The organism is Cellulomonas gilvus ATCC 13127 (genome assembly GCF_000218545.1).
Lineage (GTDB): Bacteria > Actinomycetota > Actinomycetes > Actinomycetales > Cellulomonadaceae > Cellulomonas > Cellulomonas gilvus.
This window is the reverse complement of sequence record NC_015671.1, coordinates 3,127,288-3,144,620: the sequence shown is the minus strand read 5'-3', so window position 1 is coordinate 3,144,620 and position 17,333 is coordinate 3,127,288. Positions and strand designations below refer to the sequence as shown.

Here is a 17,333-nt window from a genome sequence, read left to right as displayed (position 1 = left end):
GTGCCTACGATCGCCCGGACCACACAGGACCCGGCGGGCCGTTGAGACAGACGGCGACCGGCGACAGATGGAGCAGCACGTGGCACTTGTCGTGCAGAAGTACGGCGGATCGTCGGTAGCGAACGCCGAGAGCATCAAGAGGGTCGCCAAGCGCATCGCGGCAGCGAAGCGCGCGGGGGACGACGTCGTCGTCGTGGTCTCCGCCATGGGGGACACCACCGACGACCTCATCGACCTCGCCCAGCAGGTCAGCCCCCTGCCGCCGCAGCGCGAGATGGACATCCTGCTGACCGCGGGTGAGCGCATCTCGATGTCGCTGCTGGCCATGGCGATCAACAACCTCGGCGTGAAGGCCAAGTCCTTCACCGGGCAGCAGGCGGGCGTCATCACCGACGCGGTGCACGGCCGCGCCCGCATCGTCGACGTGGTCCCCACGCGGGTGCGGGAGACGGTCGACAAGGGTCAGGTCGCGATCGTCGCGGGGTTCCAGGGCGTCACGGAGTCGACGAACGACGTGACGACGCTCGGCCGCGGCGGCTCGGACACCACGGCGGTCGCGCTCGCCGCGGGCCTCGGCGCGGACGTCTGCGAGATCTACACCGACGTCGACGGCGTGTTCACCGCCGACCCGCGCATCGTGCCCGCCGCCCGCAAGCTCGACCGCGTCTCCTACGACGAGATGCTCGAGCTGGCCGCGTCGGGCGCCAAGGTGCTCATGCTGCGCTGCGTCGAGTACGGCCGGCGCTACTCCGTCCCCATCCACGTCCGCTCGTCGTTCTCCAACCACACGGGCACGCTGGTCACGAACGAGAAGAACGAGGACCCGAACATGGAGCAGCCGATCATCGCGGGCGTCGCGCACGACCGCTCGGAGGCCAAGATCACGGTCGTGGGCGTCCCCGACGTCCCGGGCAAGGCCGCGCGCATCTTCCAGGTCGTGGCGGACGCGGGCGTCAACATCGACATGATCGTCCAGAACGTCTCGGTCGCCGCGACGGGCCTGACGGACATCTCCTTCACGCTCCCGGCCGACGACGGCACCGCGGGCATGGCGGCGCTCACCGAGCGTCAGCCGGACATCGGCTTCCAGTCGCTGCAGTACGACGACACGATCGGCAAGGTCTCGCTGATCGGTGCCGGCATGAAGTCGCACCCGGGTGTCTCCGCGAAGCTGTTCGCGGCGCTGTCCGACGCGGGCATCAACATCGAGATGATCTCCACCTCGGAGATCCGGATCTCGGTGGTCACCCGCGCCGACGACCTCGACGAGGCGGTGCGCACGATCCACACGGCGTTCGAGCTCGACTCCGACCAGGACGAGGCCGTGGTGTACGGGGGGACGGGCCGATGAGCGCGAACCCGACCGTCGCCGTCGTCGGCGCCACGGGCCAGGTCGGCGCCGTGATGCGCCGCCTGCTGGACGAGCGCGACTTCCCCGTGGGCGCCATCCGCTTCTTCGCGTCCGCGCGCTCGGCCGGCACCACGCTGCCCTGGCGCGGCCGCGACGTGGTGGTCGAGGACGTCGCGACCGCGGACCTGACGGGCATCGACATCGCGCTGTTCTCCGCGGGCGGCGGCACGTCCAAGGAGCACGCCCCGCGGTTCGCGGCCGCGGGCGCGGTCGTCGTCGACAACTCCTCGGCCTGGCGCCGGGACCCGCAGGTGCCGCTCGTGGTGTCCGAGGTCAACCCGGACGCGCTCGCGGAGATCCCGCTGGGCATCGTCGCCAACCCGAACTGCACCACCATGGCCGCGATGCCGGTGCTCAAGGTGCTGCACGCCGAGGCGGGCCTGCGCCGGCTCGTCGTCACCACGTTCCAGGCCGTCTCCGGCTCGGGCCTGGCCGGCGCGCAGGAGCTCGACGGCCAGATCCGCGCGGCAGTCGAGCAGGACACGCTCGCGCTCGTGCACTCCGGTGCCGCCGTCACGTTCCCCGACCCGGTGAAGTACGTGGCGCCCATCGCGTTCGACGTCATCCCGTTGGCGGGCTCGATCGTCGACGACGGCCTGGGCGAGACCGACGAGGAGCAGAAGCTGCGGCACGAGTCGCGCAAGATCCTCTCGATCCCGGACCTCCTGGTCTCGGGCACGTGCGTCCGGGTGCCGGTGTTCACGGGCCACTCGCTGTCGGTCAACGCCGAGTTCGAGCGGCCGATCACGCCCGGGCGTGCGCGCGAGCTCCTGGCCGGGGCGCCGGGCGTCCAGCTCGAGGACGTGCCGACCCCGCTCAAGGCCGCGGGCAACGACCCGTCCCTCGTCGGGCGGCTGCGCGCCGATGAGGGCGTCCCGGACGGGCGCGGGCTGGCGATGTTCATCAGCAACGACAACCTGCGCAAGGGCGCCGCGCTCAACGCCGTCCAGATCGCCGAGCTCCTCACCAGCCGCTGACCCCCTCCGCCGACCCACCTCCCCGCCGAACTGGCGGATAACTACCAGGTCGGCGGAGTGGGTGACCCGTCGCTGACCCACCCCTCCGCGAACTGGCGGATGACTACCAGGTCGGCGGAATGGGTGACCCGTCGCTGACCCACCCCTCCGCCGAACTGGCGGATAACTACCAGGTCGGCGGGGTGGGTGACCCGTTGTTGGCACACACCTCGTCGACCTGGCGGATAACTACCAGGTCGGGGGGTGGGGGGTTAGCCCTACCGTCGTTGGGGGGTGGGCCGGATGTCCGCGGGGTGCGCGGCGGGCCTAGCGTCGGGGCATGACCTCGCAGACCGCCACCGCGACGGCGCCCACCGCGCCCGCGCACGACCTCCTCGACACCCATCCACCCGCGTCCCACGACCTGGCCGCGATCGCGCCCGCCCTGCTCGGCGGACGTGAGCTCGCACTCGCACCGGTCACTGCCGCCACCTGGCAGGCGGTCTCGCAGACGTTCATCGGCTTCCTGTGGCTGGTGACGCTGGGCACCGTCGCGATGGTCCTGATCCCCACGGGCGTCGGACTCGTCCCGGCGCTCGGCATCGGCATCCCGTTGCTCGTGGTGACGCTCGTCGCCGCGCGGGGCTTCGCGCGGGCGGAGATCGCGCGGCTGCGGGCGCAGACCGGTGCGGTCATCCCGCCGGCCGACGCGCGTCGCGCGAACCGCCCCGGGTGGTGGGCCGCGTTCGTCGCTCCGCTGTTCGACTCCCGCGCGTGGGCCGCGACGGGCTATGCCGCGCTCTCGGTCCTGACGGCGTCGCTCGCGTTCGCCCTGGTGATCGGGCTGGGCGCGGGTGGCCTGGCCGGAATCGCGAGCCCGGTGTACGGCACGGGCCCCGTGATCGAGGAGTGGGCCGGACGCTCACCCGTGGCGATCACGGTGGTCCTGGTGCTGCTCGGCCTGGGTGCGCTGTGGCTGAGCGCGCTCGCGGCGCAGGCCGCCGCGCTCCTGCAGGTGCGGATGGGCCGGGCGATGCTCGGGCGCACGCGGGCCGCGCAGCGGCTGGCCGCCGCGGACGCGGCACGTGAGCAGGCGGAGGTGCGGGTCGCGCACGTCGAGAAGACCCGGATCCTGGTGGTCGACGCGGCCGACGACGAGCGCCGCCGCATCGAGCGGGACCTGCACGACGGTGCGCAGCAGCGCCTGGTCGCGCTCGGCGTCGAGCTCGGTGCGGCGCGCCGCCGCACGCCCGAGGACCCGCAGGCCGCCGCGGACGCGCTCGCGTACGCGCACAAGGAGGTCCAGGAGACGCTGGCCGAGCTGCGTGACCTGGTGCGCGGCATCCACCCGGCCGTGCTGACCGACCGCGGCCTGGACGCGGCCCTGAGCGCGCTCGCGGCGCGCAGCCCGATTCCGGTCACGGTCCAGACACCCGACGACGACTCGCTCACCCGGTGCGGGGCGGCAGCGCAGGCCGCGGCGTACTTCGTGGTCGCCGAGGCGCTCACCAACGTCGCCAAGCACGCGTACGCCACGTCCGCACGGATCGTGGTGGGGTGCACCGACCAGCGGCTGCGCCTCGTCGTGCACGACGACGGACGCGGCGGCGCGCGCGCGACGCCGGGCAGCGGGCTCGACGGCCTGCGCGGCCGGGTGGCGGCGCTGGACGGGACGTTCGAGCTGGTCAGCCCCGAGGGCGCCGGCACCAGCCTCACGGTGGTGATCCCGTGCGCATCGTGATCGCCGAGGACTCGGTGCTGCTGCTGCAGGGCCTGACGCGACTGCTCACCGACGAGGGGCACGAGGTGGTCGGGTACAAAGCACGGCCGACGAGCTCGTGGCCGCGCTCGGCGGTGCCACGGAGCTGCCCGACGTGCTGGTCACCGACGTGCGGATGCCCCCCTCGCACACCGACGAGGGTCTGCGCGCCGCGATCCACCTGCGCAGCCTGCATCCGCGTCTGCCCGTGCTGGTCCTGTCCCAGTACGTCGAGCAGCGGTACGCCCGGGAGCTGTTCGCGGGTGACGTGCGTGGGCTGGGCTACGTGCTCAAGGACCGGGTCACGGACATCGACGAGCTGCTCGACGCGATCAGCCGCGTGGCCGGGAACGGCACCGTGATCGACCCCGAGGTGGTCGCGCAGATCATGGCGCGCACCACCCGCACGGGCCTGGAGGGACTCACGGCGCGCGAGCGCGAGGTCCTGGCCCTCATGGCGGAGGGTCGGTCGAACTACGCGATCGCCGACCGCCTCGTCGTCGGCCTGCCCGCCGTCGAGAAGCACGTCACCTCGATCCTCACCAAGCTCGGGCTGCCGCCGGACTCCGACGACCACCGTCGCGTCCTGGCCGTGCTGCGCTGGCTCGAGCACCGACCGAACGGAGAGTCATGACCACCGTCCTGGACAAGCCGGCCACCACGCCGCCGGCGCCCGCCCCGCCCGCCCGCTCGGGCGTGAACCGCACGCTGGCCTGGGTGGGCGGCTCCCTGGGCCTGGCCGCGATGATCTGGTCGTCGCTCACGCTCGTGAGCCTCATCGCCCGCGAGGAGTCCTCCGGATCGGCCACGTACGCGGCCGCTCCCGTGGTCGAGCTGGTGGCCGACGGCCGCGTGGAGGTCACCGGCGCGCAGACCGACGAGGTCAGCGTCGAGCGGAGCGCCAGGTTCGCGTTCTCCGACCCGAGCTACTCCGCGCAGGTGCGTGGTGACCGGCTCGTGGTGGAGCACCGCTGCGCGTGGCGCTGGGTGCTGCAGTGTTCGACCGACCTGACCGTGACGGTGCCCCAGGGCACGGCGCTGATCGTGCGGACCACCGACGGCAGCATCCGCGCCGAGGGCGTGCTCGGCAACGCCGAGCTGCGCAGCGACAACGGCAAGATCGTGGCCCGCTCGCTCGGCGGTGACCTCCGCGTGGACGCGTCCAACGGCTCCGTGGAGGTCTCGGACGTCGTGGGGAGCGTCAAGGCGTGGTCGAGCAACGGCAGGATCGAGGTCCGGGGCGCGGCGTCGGCCGATGCCCGGACCAGCAACGGTGACGTCGACGTGCTCGACGTCGACGGTGCCGTCGTCGCATCCTCGAGCAACGGTCACGTCGAGGTGGCGCAGGCGCGCTCGGACATCACCGCGACGAGCGACAACGGCTCGGTCAAGGTCTACGGCACGGGCCTGCCGGTCGCGCTGGAGATCCGCTCGTCCAACGGCTCGGAGACCATCGAGGCGCCCACCGACCCGGGTGCGGACGTGCGCGTCATCATCCGCTCGTCGAACGGGGACGTCTCCTACCTCTCGCCGATCCGCTGACGCCACCGCGCCTGGCACGACGAGAAGGGCCCTGACCGGTTCACCCGGTCAGGGCCCTTCTGCTTGTCGGGGTGGCGGGATTCGAACCCACGACCTCTTCGTCCCGAACGAAGCGCGCTACCAAGCTGCGCCACACCCCGTGAAGCCCGCTCAGACTACCTGACGCGGGCCCCCAGCAACGAATCCCGTGCCTGGGCGGCCCCCCGGGCGCTCACGCCGGCAGCAGCGTGAGCAGCGTCGCCTCGGGGCGGCACGCGAACCGGACCGGCGCGTACGGCGACGTGCCCAGCCCGCCGCTCACGTGCAGCCACGTCGAGCCGGAACCGCCGGGTGCGTCCGGGCGCGGGCCGGGCCAGCCGTGCAGGCCCTTGGCGCGGCGGGTGTCCAGGTCGCAGTTGGTGACCAGCGCGCCCCAGCCCGGCACGGCCAGCTGACCGCCGTGCGTGTGGCCCGCGAGCACCAGGTCCGCGTCGTCCGCCAGCATCTGGTCGAGCACCCGCCGGTAGGGCGCGTGCGTCACGCCCAGGTGCAGGTCGACGTCCCGGCCGGTGGAGCGCACGTCGTCGTCGCCCCCCGCGGCGGGGAACCGGTCGCGGTCCAGGTGCGCGTCGTCGGTCCCGACGAGCGACAGCGCGCGCCCCGCGGTCTCGAGCGAGCCGCGACGGTTGTCGAGGTCGGCCCACCCCGCGGACCGGAAGAGGCGGAGCATCTCGCGCCACGGCAGCTGGTGCGCCCGGCCGTGCGGGGCCTGGCGTGCGTCGCGGCGCAGGTAGCGCGCGGGGTTCTTGGCCTGCGGGGCGATGTAGTCGTTCGAGCCCATGACGAACGCCCCGGGCCGCTCGAGGAGCGGTTCGAGCGCGTGCGCGAGCGGCCGGAAGGCCTCGGGGTGAGCCCAGTTGTCACCCGTGTCGACGACGAGGTGCGGGTCGAGCGACGCCAGGTCACGGACCCACGCGACCTTGTCCCGCTGCGAGGGCGTCAGGTGCAGGTCGGAGACGTGCAGGATGCGCAGCGGGTCCTGGCCCGGGGGCAGGATCGGCACCTCGACGTGGCGCAGCGCGTACCACCGGGCCTCGACGAGCGACCACGCGAGCGCACCGGCACCCGCGGCGACGAGGCCGCCGGCGATCCGGAGGGGACCGGCGCTCACCACGCGGTCGTGGAGCGCGACGGCGTGGCCGCCTCACCGAGGACCGATGCCGCCCCCGTGCTGCCGCGGTCGCCGTTGCCCTTGTCCTTGCCCGGGCCGTCGCCGCCGTCGTCGCAGCCGGGGCCCTTGCCGTCCTTGCACGGGTCGGGGGGCTCCACCTGCGAGCCGTCGGACAGGCGCAGCGTGATCAGGGCCCCCCGGACGGCGGTGCCGCTCGGCGTCTGCTCGGCGACCGCGCCCGCGGGCAGGCCGGACTTCACGCGCTCGCTCGAGACGGTGACCTTGAACCCGGCCGCGTACAGGCGGTTGCGCGCGTCCTGCTCGGACATGCCCACCACCCACGGCACGCCGATCCGCTCCCCGTAGATGAGCTTGTCGTCGGGCTTGTCGAACTCGGGGTTGGTGCCCCAGCGCAGCGCGGTGTTCATGAACCGGACCCACGTCGGCGCGGCGATCGACGAGCCCCACGGGCCCGAGCCGGCCCAGTTGTACGACACGCCGTCGATCGTCGCCCCCTGCATCGGGCGCATGCCGTTGGGGTAGCCGACCCACACCGCGGCGGACAGCCGGGGCGTGAAGCCGACGAACCACGTGTGCTCGTTGTGCGACGTGGTGCCCGTCTTGCCGGCGGCCGCGAACGCGGGCTTGGCGACCGACTTGGCGGTACCGGTCCACACGTTGCTCAGGGCGTAGGCCATGCCCGCGGCGACGTTCTTGTCGATGGCCTGGTGGCAGCCCGCGTCGGGCACCTTGAGCTTCTTGCCCTGCGCGTTGGTGACCTTGGTGATGGCGATGGGCTCGCAGTAGATGCCGCCCGAGGCGAACGTCGCGAACGCCCCGGCCATCGAGAGCGGGGCGACCGAGTCGGTGCCGAGGACGTTGGCGGCGAGCGTCTGGAAGTCGCCGTCGCCCGCCTGACCGCCCGCGCGGTGCACGCCGAGCTCGGCGGCGCCCTTGAAGATGTTGCACAGGTTGAGCTGGCTGGCCATCGCGATGTACGCGGAGTTCACGGAGTTCCGGGTCGCGTCCAGCACGGACATCACGCCGCCGTTGCCCTCCGCGTTGCCGAACTCGTACGTCTCGGTGCCCAGGTTGGTGCACGGGGCGTTGAAGTCGGTCAGCGGGTAGGACATGCGGCGGCCGTCGATCGTCTCCTGGAGGCTGTGCCCCTCCTTGAGCCACTCGAGCAGCGTGAACGGCTTGAACGTCGAGCCCGGCGGGAAGCCGGACGCGCTGCCGTACTTGTTGTCGGTGTTGAAGTTGACGGCGGTCTCGCGGGGACCGTGGTCGTCGGTGTTGTTGTAGTCGCGGTTCTGCGCCATGGCCCAGATCTCACCCGTGCCGGGCTCGACCACCGAGATCGCGCTGCCGACCCCCGACTTGTCCTTCACCGGGACGCCGGCCTTGACCTCCTTGTCGGCGGCCGCCTGCCGCTTGGGGTCGAGCGTCGTGTAGATCGTCAGGCCGCCCTGCATGAGCAGCTTGCGCCGGGCCTCGGGCGTCTTGCCGAACGTCGAGTCGTTCGCGATGACCTTGGTGACGTAGTCGCAGAAGAACCCGGAGCCCGGCACGACGTCGTCCGCGGACATGCAGCCGAGCCGCGAGGGCTGCAGGTTGAGCGACTCCTCGAGCGGCGTCTTGAGGAACTTCTTGTACTGCGCGTCGGTGATGTACTCCTGCTGGTGCAGCAGGTAGAGCACGGTGTCGCGGCGCGTCTGGGAGTCCTCCGGGTTCAGCACCGGGTCCCATGCCGACGGCGACTGCGTGATGCCCGCGATGGTCGCCGCCTGCAGGTAGTCGAGCTTCGCGGCCGGGACGCCGAAGTACCGCTGCGCGGCCGCCTCGACGCCGTACACCGACGAGCCGAACTGCGCGATGTTGAGGTACTTCTCGAGGATCTCTTCCTTCGACATCGTCTTCTCGAGCGTGATGGCCAGCTTCGCCTCGCGCAGCTTGCGCGCCACGCCGTCGGCGCCCTCGGCCTCACGTGCGGCGTCGATGCCCTCCTGCCGCTCGGCCTCGGTGTCGGCCTGCAGCGCGGCCTCGATCAGCACGTTCTTCACGTACTGCTGCGTGAGCGTCGAGGCGCCCTCCTGCGACGTGTTGAGCACGTTGCGCGCAGCGGCGCGGAACATGCCCATGACGTCGACGCCCGCGTGCTCGTAGAACCGCTTGTCCTCGGTGGCGATCACGGCGTTCTGCATGGGCTTCGAGATCTGGTCGAGCGGGACGACCTCGCGGTTCTGGTCGAAGAACGTGGCCAGGACCGTGCCGTCGTTCGCGAGGATCCGCGACTTCTGCGGCAGCGGGCTCTCCTCGAGCGCCGTCGGCAGGTCGTCGAACGCCTCCACGGACATGTCGGTGACGCCGTTGGCGATCGCGACACCGGGCAGCACGAGGCCGGCGGTCAGGACGCCGCCGACCGCGGCGACGAGGACGAACGACAGCAGGAGGGCCAGCGCCTGGAAGGCGTTGACCTGACGACCTCGCGTGCGGGCAGGCTGCGGCATGCCGCCAGGGTAGTCGGACCGTCCATGCGGGGGACCTGTGCGGCACCGCGGGGGACGGACCTGCACCGGACCTGCACACCCTCGCGCGGACGGTCCGCCGTGGTGCGGCGAACGCCTCGATGCACGCGGGAGCGTGTCCACGCAACGGGATGACCCGAATGGAGTCTCGTCAACACCCCTGGTGACGCGCTACTTTCCCCGCACACGGCTGACATCGATGTGGAAGCGCTGCCGTGACGCGGCAGGGGAGGCGTGGTGCAGGAGATCCGGGACGGTCATTGGACCGCGTCCGCGGCCTGCGGATCGGGCAACGTGTCGCCCGACTCGCTGTTCGTCGAGGGATCGGCGCAGCGCGAGGCGCGCACGGTGTGCCAGTCGTGCCTGGTCAGGCTCGAGTGCCTGGCCGACGCGCTCGACAACAGGATGGACTTCGGGGTGTGGGGCGGCATGACCGAGCGGGAGCGCCGAGCGCTGCTCCGGCGCCGGCCCGAGGTGCGCTCGTGGTGGACCGAGCTGGTGCCGGACGGCGAGCTCGTCACGTCCTGAGGGCGCTGGCTAGGGTGGGCCCATGACGACCTGGGAGTACGCGACCATCCCCCTGATCACCCACATGACGAAGGCGATCCTCGACCAGTGGGGCGCCGACGGCTGGGAGCTGGTCCAGGTGGTGCCCGGCCCCGGTGACGGGCTGGTCGCCTACCTCAAGCGGCCGACGAACGCCTGATGGGCGCCGCAGCTCGGCTCGCCGACCTCGGGCTGAGCCTGCCGCCCGTGGCGCTGCCCGTGGCGGCGTACGTCCCGGCGGTGCGCTCGGGCGCCTACGTCCACACGTCCGGTCAGCTCCCGCTCGTCGAGGGCCGCCTGGTCGCGACCGGCAAGGTGGGCGCCGACGTGACCCCGGAGGACGCGCAGGGACTCGCGCGCATCGCCGCGCTCAACGCGCTCGCCGCGGTCGCCGCCGTGGTGGAGCGGGACGGTGGCCCGGCGGGGGCGGCTGCGCTCGACCGGATCGTGCGCGTGGTCAAGGTCGTCGGGTTCGTCGCGAGCGACCCGGCGTTCACGGGGCAGCCGGCCGTGGTCAACGGCGCGAGCCTGCTCCTGCACGACGTGCTGGGCGAGGCCGGGGTGCATGCGCGCTCCGCCGTGGGCGTCGCGGTGCTCCCGCTGGATGCGCCGGTCGAGGTCGAGGTCGTCGTCGAGCTCGCGTGAGCCCTGCTCGCGTGGCCCTGCTCGTGCGGACCCGCTGACGGTCCGCCGACGAGCAGGGCTGCGGGCTCAGCGCGCGCGGCGCTCGAGACGGTCGACGTCGAGCAGCACCACGGCTCGGCCCTCGCGGCGCACCCAGCCGCGTGCGGCGAAGTCCGCGAGCGCCTTGTTCACGGTCTCGCGCGACGCGCCGACGAGCTGCGCGAGCTCCTCCTGCGTGAGGTCGTGCGCGACGCGGACACCCTCGTCGACCTGCTCGCCGAACCGCGTCGAGAGGTCGAGCAGCGCCTTCGCCACCCGGCCGGGCACGTCGGAGAACACCAGGTCCGCGAGCGCCTCGTTGGTGCGGCGCAGCCGGCGGGCCAGGGCCTGCAGCAGGTGCTGCGAGACGCCGGGCTTGTCCGAGAGCCACGCGAACAGCTCGTCGTGCCCCAGCTCGAGCAGGACCGCATCCGCGACCACGGTCGCGGTCGCGGTCCGGGGGCCCGGGTCGAACATCGACAGCTCGCCGAACATCTCGCCCGGGCCGAGCACCGCGAGCAGGTTCTCGCGACCGTCGTTGGAGCGACGGCCGAGCTTGATCTTGCCCTCGCGGACGATGTAGAGCCGGTCGCCCGACTCACCCTCGTGGAACAGGACGTCGCCCCGCACCACCTCGAGCGGGGTCATGCTCGCCACGAGCGCCAGGGACGACTCCTCGTCGAGACCCGCGAACAGCGGTGCCGACAGCACGACGTCGTCAGCCACGATGGCTCCTTCGCTACTCCTCCAGCCGCTGCCGCCGGTCAGCGGCGCGGTCCACCGCACAGTCTGCCGCATGACGGGCGTCAGACCTGGCCGAGCGGCTCCCCGAGCATCTCGCGCGTGCCGGACGGGTTGCCCGCGAGCCGGTCGATGAGGCGTTCCGTGGTCTGCGCGAGCGCGCGTGCGACCCCGCGCTCGTACTCGGCCAGACGCTCGTCGAGCGCGCGCAGGTCCGTCAGCTGGGCCAGGTCGGAGCGGCCGGGCAGCAGCCGGTCGAGCTCGACCGCACGCGGGGCGCCGAGCGTCACGTCGAGCGGCAGCTGGAACGCGACGTCCTCACCGAGCGGTGCGGGACGGGCCGCGCCCGCCACGAGCAGGTCCATGCGCGCCTTGACGAGGCGTCGCCACCAGCCGACTCGTGCCTGCTCGGCGCGGAGCGCACGGCGGTCGAGCCGGAGGTTCCTGACCCGCTGATCGCCGCGTGGCGTCATGGCTGTGCGTCTCCTTGGGCTGTGGACTCTCAGTGATTCGGACACTTCCGCACCGGACTTGAGGCCCTGGCGCCGTGTTCTGCGCGACGTCACCCCCCGGGAGCAACGCGCTGACGTGCAGGGCTTGTCGCGAACAACCGGTGCCGGCGCGGCCGTAGGCTGCCCGGGTGACGCGACCGACGGACCCGACGGCACCCGCGGAGCCCGGGCGGCCGGGCGCCGAGACGGACCTGGCGCGCACCCGGCGGGCGCGGCGCGTGGACCGGATGCTCGCGGAGCGCTACCCCGACGCGCGCTGCGAGCTGGACTTCACGGATCCGTTCACGCTGCTCGTCGCGACCGTGCTGTCCGCGCAGACCACCGACGTGCGAGTCAACGCGACCACGCCCGCCCTGTTCGCGCGGTACCCCGGGCCGGCCGAGCTGGCGGCCGCCGATCCCGACGAGCTCGAGGAGATCCTGCGGCCGCTGGGGTTCTTCCGGGCCAAGGCGCGGGCCGTGCAGGGCCTGTCGCAGGCGCTCGTGACGCGGTTCGGCGGGACCGTGCCCGCGCGGCTGCCGGACCTCGTGACGCTGCCGGGCGTGGGACGCAAGACCGCGAACGTGGTGCTCGGCAACGCGTTCGGCGTGCCCGGCATCACCACGGACACGCACGTGCTGCGCCTGTCCGGCCGGCTCGGCTACACCACCAGCGAGGATCCGCTCGTGGTCGAGCGCGAGCTCGGCGCGTTGCTGCCGCGGCGCGACTGGACCATGGCGTGCCACCGCCTGATCTTCCACGGCCGCCGGACGTGCCATGCGCGGCGGCCGGCGTGCGGCGCGTGCCCGGTCGCGCGGCTGTGCCCGTCCGCGGGGATCGGTGAGCAGGACCCGCAGCGGGCGGCGGCCCTGCTCAAGGGCTGAGCCGCTCAGGAGACGGGCGCCACCGCGGACAGCCAGTCCAGGAGCGTGCGCGTCACGGTCTCGGGCGCCTGCTCGGGCAGGAAGTGCCCCGCGCCGGGGACCAGCTCGAACCGGTGGTCGCGGCCGATCAGCGCGGCGGTCGAGCGGCTCGGCGCCGCGCGATGCGGCGAGACCAGGCCGTCGCGTGAGCCGTGCATCTGCAGCACCGGCAGCGGGCGGGTGCCGCGCAGCCGCTCCAGGTAGCGGCGTCCGTCGGGCCGTGGGACCGATCGGGCGAGCCAGCGCACCTGCTCGAGCTGGGAGTGTGCCGCGAACGGCACGCGCAGCGCCTCGACGTACGCACGCTCGGTGGCGCGGTCCAGCCAGGGGCCGCCGCCCCACTCCGCGAGCAGCTGCTGTGCCAGGTCGCCGCGCGCGAGCGCGCGCTCGGGCAGCGACGGCAGCTGCAGGTACGCCAGACGCCGCACCGCGCTGGGGCGCAGCGCCGTCCACGGACGGGACTGGGCGTCGAGCGGGTGGGGTGCGGACAGCACCGCGATCGCGCGGGTCACCTCGCGGTGCAGCGCGGCCATCGCCCACGCGATGGTCCCGCCGGTCCCGTTGCCGACGACGACCGCGTCGCTCGACCCGAGCGAGCGGACCACGCCCGCGACGTCGGCGGCGAGCGTCGGGACGTCGTAGCCGTGCGGGGGCTTGTCGGACCCGCCGGTGCCGCGCACGTCCATGGCCGCGACCCGGTAGCCCGCGTCGGCCAGCGCAGGGATCTGCGTGCGCCACGCCCACCAGAACTGCGGCACCGCGTGCAGCAGCACGACGAGCGGCGCGTCACGGTCGTCGGGGCCCGCGACGGCCACGTGGAAACGTGCGCCGTTCGCCGAGACGAAGCGGTGCTGCCAGGGACCTTCGATCAGGAGCGTGGCGGAGTCGACGGTGGTCATCGGGACGAGCCTGACAGACGGCGGGCCGGACCGCGGGCCATCAGGCCGCGGGTTCCGGGACGGACTCCCGCTCACCCGTGGCGCGCCGGTCCTTCGGCGGGTCGAACCGGTAGCCGACGTTGCGGACCGTGCCGATGAGCTGCTCGTGCTCGGGCCCGAGCTTGGCGCGCAGCCGCCGGACGTGCACGTCGACCGTGCGCGTGCCCCCGTAGTAGTCGTAGCCCCAGACCTCCTGCAGCAGCTGCGCACGCGTGAACACGCGGCCCGGGTGCTGCACCAGGTACTTGAGGAGCTCGAACTCCTTGTACGTCAGGTCGAGGGGGCGGCCACGCAGGCGTGCGGTGTACCCGCCCGCGTCGATCGTCAGCTCGCCCGACGAGATCTCCTGCGGTGCGTCGTCGTAGCCCGCGACCGCCGCGCGCTCCATGACGAGCCGGAACCGCGTCTCGACCTCGGCCGGTCCCGCGGTCTCGAGCACGATGTCGTCGGCGCCCCACTCGGCGGTGACGACCGTCAGCCCGCCCTCGGTGAGCACCAGGACCAGCGGCACCGCGAGGCCCGTGGCGCGCAGCAGACGGCACGTGGTGCGGGCCGTCACCAGGTCGCGGCGCGCGTCGAGCACGACGATGTCGGCGTCGGGTGCGTCGACCAGCGCCGACGGCTCGACGGGCAGCACGCGCACTCGATGGGACAGCAGTCCGAGGGCCGGGAGCACCTGTGCCGAACCGCCGGACGCCGGGGTGAGGAGCAGTAGGTCTGCCACCGTCGAACCTCCCTGCGCGTGGGTGGGGACACGCTACCGCCTCGGCCGGACGCCCGGGACCGACGTCCATGCAGGCCCGCATGCGGGCATCCACCCGGCTGACGCGGCTCGCGTGCGAGACTGGTCGGCGTGCCGATGCCCGTCCTGAGCCCTGTGCTGCGCGCCCGTGGGGGCGGTGCGGCCTGCCGGCCCGCCGGCGCTCCCCGTCGCCGCGCGTCCAGCGGGCGGTAGCCGGGATGCAGCTCGCCACGCGTGCGGTCGTCACGGCCGCCCTCGCCGCCGTGGTCGCGGTCGCCGGGTACCTGGGCGGACTCGCGGTCACGGTCGTCGCCGTGCTGCTCGCGCTCGCGCTCGCGGTCGGCTGGCCGTCGCTCACGGGCCTGCCGTTCAAGCCGGGCTCGTCCGCGGTGATCGGGCTGGGCGGCGTGGGTGCCGTGCTCGCGGTGCACACCGTCGCGGACCAGCCGTACCTGCGGGACCTGCCGGTGGTCTTCGCCACCGCGATCCTGCTGGCCTTCGTCAACGAGCTGCTGCGGCGGGACGGCCGCGTCCGCATGGTCGAGTCGGTCGCCGGGACGGTCACGGGGACGCTGCTCGCGGTCGCCGTGGCCGGCTGGGTCGCGATCGGCCGGACGCCCGGCGGGGAGCCGCTCGTGGTCGCGGGTGCGCTGGCGCTCGCGATCGGGTCGGCCGTGGTCGCGCTGCCGCTGCACGGCTGGCTGGGCTCGATCGCCACCACGCTGTCCGCGGGAGCCGCGGGTGCGCTGGTGGGTGCGGTGCTGCGCGACGTGGACACCACCGCGGGCCTGCTGCTGGGCGTCGCGGTCGGCGTGCTCGTGTCGTCGTTGCACGTCCTGTTCGACCGGCTGCCGGCGCTCGAGCGGCCCGTGCCCGCGGTCGCCGCCGTCGTGCTGCCCGTGACGGTCACGGGGATCCTCGTGTACGTCGTCGGCCGGGTCCTGGTGGGCTGACGTGCCGCGCCCGCTGCTGGTCCTGCTGGTGCTCGCCGCCGCCACGGCGCTCGGGCTGTGGTGGCGCGCCCGCAACGGCCGCTACACGGCCGTCGCCCCCGAGGTCGCGCGCGCCGCGCAGCACGACGACGACACCGCACCCGACGAGCAGGGCGCGCTGCTGACGCCCGCGGACCTGGGTGTCCCGCTCGGCGGGCGCGCGACGTTCCTGCAGCTCTCGAGCGAGGTCTGCGCGCCCTGCCGACGCACGCACGCGGTGCTCGAGCACCTCGCGGCCACGACGCCCGGTGTGGTGCACGTGGACCTCGACGTCGTCGAGCGGCTCGACCTGGTCCACCGGTTCTCCGTGCTGCGGACCCCGACGGTGCTCGTGCTCGACGCGCGGGGCGCCGTCGTCGGCCGCGCGTCCGGGGCGATGGACCGCCGGCAGGCGCACGCCGCGCTGCAGGCCGCCGCCCCCGCGCATGCGGGGGAGGACGCCGCAGCGGGAGCCCACGCGGTGCACGACGAGCAGGCCGGCGCTCCCGAGCCGTGTCCCGGCGGGGCCGCCCACCGCTGACCCGTGCGTCCGCCGCACGCGCCCGGCACCGGACGGTCCCGGCCCACGCCTCGCCCGACGAGGCCGCCCCGTCCGGACCCCAGCTCGAGGAGCGCTGCCATGACCCGTCCCGACCCCACCCCGCTGGCCGACACGACGGCCCCGCCCGCCCCGCGTCCCGCACCCGCGGGTGTCGACCCCCGCGGCCCGCGGTTCGGCGCCGCGCTGACCGCCGTCCTGCTCGTCGTCGTGCTCCTGCTGGGCACGGCGCCCGCGGCGACGGCCGTGCTCGCGCTCGTCGCCGCGAGCTTCGCGCTCGGCGTCGCACGGGGCGTCGGCGGCACGTGGCAGGGCGTGCTGTTCCGTACCGTGGTCCGGCCTCGTCTGGGTGCGCCGAGCGAGCTCGAGGACCCGCGGCCGCCGCGGTTCGCGCAGCTCGTGGGCCTCGTCGTGACGGGGGCCGGACTGGTGCTCGCGCTCGCCGGGATCGGCGCCGCGGTCCCGGTCGCGGCGGCGGTCGCGCTGGTCGCCGCGTTCCTCAACGCCGTGTTCGGGCTGTGCCTCGGGTGCGAGCTGTACCTGCTGGGCGTGCGGCTGCGCGCGCGCACCTGACCCGGACGTGACGCGGACGTGACGCAGTCGACCGCGGGACCGCGGCAGCGGGAGCACCGCCGCGGCCCGCGGTCGTTAGGATTGCGCGCATGACAGCGCTCGAGGGGCTCTTCATCGGCCTGCTGGTCGCCGCGACGCTCGCGATCGCCTGGGTCGCCGGGATCGTGGTGGTCCGGCTGTTCAAGTCGCAGCGCTGACCCGCTGACGACTCGTCGACCCGCCGGCCCGTAGCCGGCAACCGGAGGCACACCCATGTCGTTCGTCCTGCCCGAGGGGCTCGCACCCGAGGTCTACCCGCTGGCCTGGCTGGTCGGCCGGTGGCACGGCCAAGGGGTCGTCGGCTACCCGGGTGTCGAGGAGACCGGCTTCACGCAGGACGTGGTGTTCGACCACGACGGCGGGCCGTACCTGTCCTACACGTCCACCATCCGCCTGGTCGTCGCACCCGACGACGCCGCGGCCCTGGCCGGCGACGCACCCGAGGCCGCCGAGGCCGAGGGCCCGGTCTGGTCCACGGAGTCGGGCTACTGGCGGGTGCCGCCGGAGCGGCCCGCGGACCTCGCCGACGACCAGTTCCCGCTCGAGGTGCTGCTGTCCGACCCGTCCGGCCACGTCGCGCTGTACATCGGCGCGATCGGCAACGGCCGGGTCGAGCTGGTGAGCGACCTGATCGCGCGGACCGCCACGAGTGCGGACATCAGTGCCGCGAAGCGGCTGTACGGGCTGGTCAACGGCGAGCTCATGTGGGCGCACGACCTGGCGGCGTTCGGCCAGCCCATGCAGTCCTACGCGTCCGCGCGGCTCGCGCGCGTCGAGGAGTGAGCGTGCCCCCGGTGGCCG

General features: G+C 73.6%; 18 protein-coding genes, 1 tRNA gene and 1 pseudogene. 13 read left to right on the top strand and 7 right to left on the bottom strand.

The features are described from left to right. The first annotated feature begins 79 nt into the window (after window positions 1-79). From CELGI_RS14355 to CELGI_RS14335, 5 genes and pseudogenes are all read left to right on the top strand, one after another. Complete coding sequence (locus CELGI_RS14355; RefSeq protein WP_013884858.1) at window positions 80-1,351, top strand: aspartate kinase; 1,272 nt, start codon at window positions 80-82, stop codon at window positions 1,349-1,351. Further along, on the top strand, window positions 1,348-2,388 hold the full coding sequence (locus CELGI_RS14350) for an aspartate-semialdehyde dehydrogenase (RefSeq protein WP_013884857.1): 1,041 nt from the start codon (window positions 1,348-1,350) through the stop codon (window positions 2,386-2,388). The genes CELGI_RS14355 and CELGI_RS14350 overlap by 4 nt, the downstream gene beginning before the upstream one ends. Before the next feature lie 319 nt (window positions 2,389-2,707). After that, window positions 2,708-4,108, top strand: a complete 1,401-nt coding sequence (locus tag CELGI_RS14345) for a sensor histidine kinase (RefSeq protein WP_013884856.1) — start codon at window positions 2,708-2,710, stop codon at window positions 4,106-4,108. Continuing rightward, window positions 4,096-4,760, top strand: a pseudogene (locus CELGI_RS14340) (response regulator). The gene CELGI_RS14345 and the pseudogene CELGI_RS14340 overlap by 13 nt, the downstream one beginning before the upstream one ends. After that, on the top strand, window positions 4,757-5,668 hold the full coding sequence (locus tag CELGI_RS14335; RefSeq protein WP_013884855.1) for a DUF4097 family beta strand repeat-containing protein: 912 nt from the start codon (window positions 4,757-4,759) through the stop codon (window positions 5,666-5,668). Before CELGI_RS14340 ends, CELGI_RS14335 begins: the two are co-directional and overlap by 4 nt. A gap of 66 nt (window positions 5,669-5,734) precedes the next feature. On the opposite strand, the gene CELGI_RS14330 is transcribed toward CELGI_RS14335, so the two are convergent. The 3 genes from CELGI_RS14330 to CELGI_RS14320 all read right to left on the bottom strand — a co-directional run bounded on the left by CELGI_RS14330 (window position 5,735) and on the right by CELGI_RS14320 (window position 9,328). Continuing rightward, window positions 5,735-5,808: transfer RNA gene (locus tag CELGI_RS14330), tRNA-Pro, on the bottom strand. 71 nt (window positions 5,809-5,879) lie between these two features. Next, entirely contained in the window at window positions 5,880-6,818 is a 939-nt protein-coding gene (locus tag CELGI_RS14325; protein WP_013884854.1) for a metallophosphoesterase, read from the bottom strand. Next, window positions 6,815-9,328, bottom strand: a complete 2,514-nt coding sequence (locus CELGI_RS14320) for a penicillin-binding protein (protein WP_013884853.1) — start codon at window positions 9,326-9,328, stop codon at window positions 6,815-6,817. Before CELGI_RS14320 ends, CELGI_RS14325 begins: the two co-directional genes overlap by 4 nt. A 255-nt stretch (window positions 9,329-9,583) precedes the next feature. Between CELGI_RS14320 and CELGI_RS14315 the strand changes: the two genes are divergently transcribed. The 3 genes from CELGI_RS14315 to CELGI_RS14310 are packed head-to-tail and all read left to right on the top strand — an operon-like array spanning window position 9,584 to window position 10,537. Next, complete coding sequence (locus CELGI_RS14315) at window positions 9,584-9,874, top strand: WhiB family transcriptional regulator (protein ID WP_013884852.1); 291 nt, start codon at window positions 9,584-9,586, stop codon at window positions 9,872-9,874. A 22-nt stretch (window positions 9,875-9,896) separates the two neighbouring features. Beyond that, window positions 9,897-10,052 (top strand): DUF4177 domain-containing protein, encoded by a 156-nt coding sequence (locus tag CELGI_RS16970; protein WP_013884851.1) that lies wholly within the window; start codon window positions 9,897-9,899, stop codon window positions 10,050-10,052. Then, on the top strand, window positions 10,052-10,537 hold the full coding sequence (locus CELGI_RS14310; RefSeq protein WP_013884850.1) for a RidA family protein: 486 nt from the start codon (window positions 10,052-10,054) through the stop codon (window positions 10,535-10,537). The genes CELGI_RS16970 and CELGI_RS14310 overlap by 1 nt, the downstream gene beginning before the upstream one ends. A 66-nt stretch (window positions 10,538-10,603) precedes the next feature. Here CELGI_RS14310 and CELGI_RS14305 read toward each other — a convergent pair whose 3' ends face one another. After that, window positions 10,604-11,281 carry a Crp/Fnr family transcriptional regulator gene (locus CELGI_RS14305; RefSeq protein WP_013884849.1) on the bottom strand — a complete coding sequence of 226 codons (678 nt, stop codon included), beginning with the start codon at window positions 11,279-11,281 and terminating at the stop codon, window positions 10,604-10,606. A gap of 80 nt (window positions 11,282-11,361) precedes the next feature. Next, complete coding sequence (locus CELGI_RS14300; RefSeq protein WP_013884848.1) at window positions 11,362-11,769, bottom strand: hypothetical protein; 408 nt, start codon at window positions 11,767-11,769, stop codon at window positions 11,362-11,364. A gap of 167 nt (window positions 11,770-11,936) precedes the next feature. Here CELGI_RS14300 and nth point away from each other — a divergent pair, with 167 nt between their 5' ends. Then, complete coding sequence (gene nth, locus CELGI_RS14295; RefSeq protein ID WP_013884847.1) at window positions 11,937-12,671, top strand: endonuclease III; 735 nt, start codon at window positions 11,937-11,939, stop codon at window positions 12,669-12,671. Window positions 12,672-12,676: 5 nt separating this feature from the next. Here the strand turns inward: nth and CELGI_RS14290 are convergent, their stop codons facing one another. Both CELGI_RS14290 and CELGI_RS14285 read right to left on the bottom strand, forming a co-directional pair. Continuing rightward, a complete protein-coding gene (locus tag CELGI_RS14290; protein WP_013884846.1) occupies window positions 12,677-13,609 on the bottom strand; it encodes an alpha/beta fold hydrolase in 933 nt (310 codons plus the stop codon). Window positions 13,610-13,649: 40 nt separating this feature from the next. Further along, window positions 13,650-14,372 carry a winged helix-turn-helix transcriptional regulator gene (locus CELGI_RS14285; RefSeq protein WP_013884845.1) on the bottom strand — a complete coding sequence of 241 codons (723 nt, stop codon included), beginning with the start codon at window positions 14,370-14,372 and terminating at the stop codon, window positions 13,650-13,652. Window positions 14,373-14,608: 236 nt separating this feature from the next. Here CELGI_RS14285 and CELGI_RS14280 point away from each other — a divergent pair, with 236 nt between their 5' ends. The 4 genes from CELGI_RS14280 to CELGI_RS14265 all read left to right on the top strand — a co-directional run bounded on the left by CELGI_RS14280 (window position 14,609) and on the right by CELGI_RS14265 (window position 17,315). Next, entirely contained in the window at window positions 14,609-15,343 is a 735-nt protein-coding gene (locus tag CELGI_RS14280) for a hypothetical protein (RefSeq protein WP_013884844.1), read from the top strand. A 1-nt stretch (window position 15,344) separates the two neighbouring features. Next, complete coding sequence (locus tag CELGI_RS14275) at window positions 15,345-15,902, top strand: TlpA family protein disulfide reductase (RefSeq protein WP_013884843.1); 558 nt, start codon at window positions 15,345-15,347, stop codon at window positions 15,900-15,902. A gap of 99 nt (window positions 15,903-16,001) precedes the next feature. Then, complete coding sequence (locus tag CELGI_RS14270) at window positions 16,002-16,493, top strand: DUF4395 domain-containing protein (RefSeq protein WP_013884842.1); 492 nt, start codon at window positions 16,002-16,004, stop codon at window positions 16,491-16,493. Between the two features lie 252 nt (window positions 16,494-16,745). Continuing rightward, on the top strand, window positions 16,746-17,315 hold the full coding sequence (locus CELGI_RS14265; RefSeq protein ID WP_013884840.1) for an FABP family protein: 570 nt from the start codon (window positions 16,746-16,748) through the stop codon (window positions 17,313-17,315). Window positions 17,316-17,333: the final 18 nt, after the last annotated feature.

What these genes read in the sequence shown, in the direction of transcription:
- CELGI_RS14350 (WP_013884857.1), top strand. Translation starts at nt 1,348, where the DNA reads ATGAGCGCGAACCCGACCGTCGCCGTCGTCGGCGCCACGGGCCAGGTC.
- CELGI_RS14345 (WP_013884856.1), top strand. Translation starts at nt 2,708, where the DNA reads ATGACCTCGCAGACCGCCACCGCGACGGCGCCCACCGCGCCCGCGCAC.
- CELGI_RS14335 (WP_013884855.1), top strand. Translation starts at nt 4,757, where the DNA reads ATGACCACCGTCCTGGACAAGCCGGCCACCACGCCGCCGGCGCCCGCC.
- CELGI_RS14320 (WP_013884853.1), bottom strand. Translation starts at nt 9,328, where the DNA reads ATGCCGCAGCCTGCCCGCACGCGAGGTCGTCAGGTCAACGCCTTCCAG.
- CELGI_RS16970 (WP_013884851.1), top strand. Translation starts at nt 9,897, where the DNA reads ATGACGACCTGGGAGTACGCGACCATCCCCCTGATCACCCACATGACG.
- CELGI_RS14310 (WP_013884850.1), top strand. Translation starts at nt 10,052, where the DNA reads ATGGGCGCCGCAGCTCGGCTCGCCGACCTCGGGCTGAGCCTGCCGCCC.
- CELGI_RS14300 (WP_013884848.1), bottom strand. Translation starts at nt 11,769, where the DNA reads ATGACGCCACGCGGCGATCAGCGGGTCAGGAACCTCCGGCTCGACCGC.
- CELGI_RS14290 (WP_013884846.1), bottom strand. Translation starts at nt 13,609, where the DNA reads ATGACCACCGTCGACTCCGCCACGCTCCTGATCGAAGGTCCCTGGCAG.
- CELGI_RS14280 (WP_013884844.1), top strand. Translation starts at nt 14,609, where the DNA reads ATGCAGCTCGCCACGCGTGCGGTCGTCACGGCCGCCCTCGCCGCCGTG.
- CELGI_RS14270 (WP_013884842.1), top strand. Translation starts at nt 16,002, where the DNA reads ATGACCCGTCCCGACCCCACCCCGCTGGCCGACACGACGGCCCCGCCC.
- CELGI_RS14265 (WP_013884840.1), top strand. Translation starts at nt 16,746, where the DNA reads ATGTCGTTCGTCCTGCCCGAGGGGCTCGCACCCGAGGTCTACCCGCTG.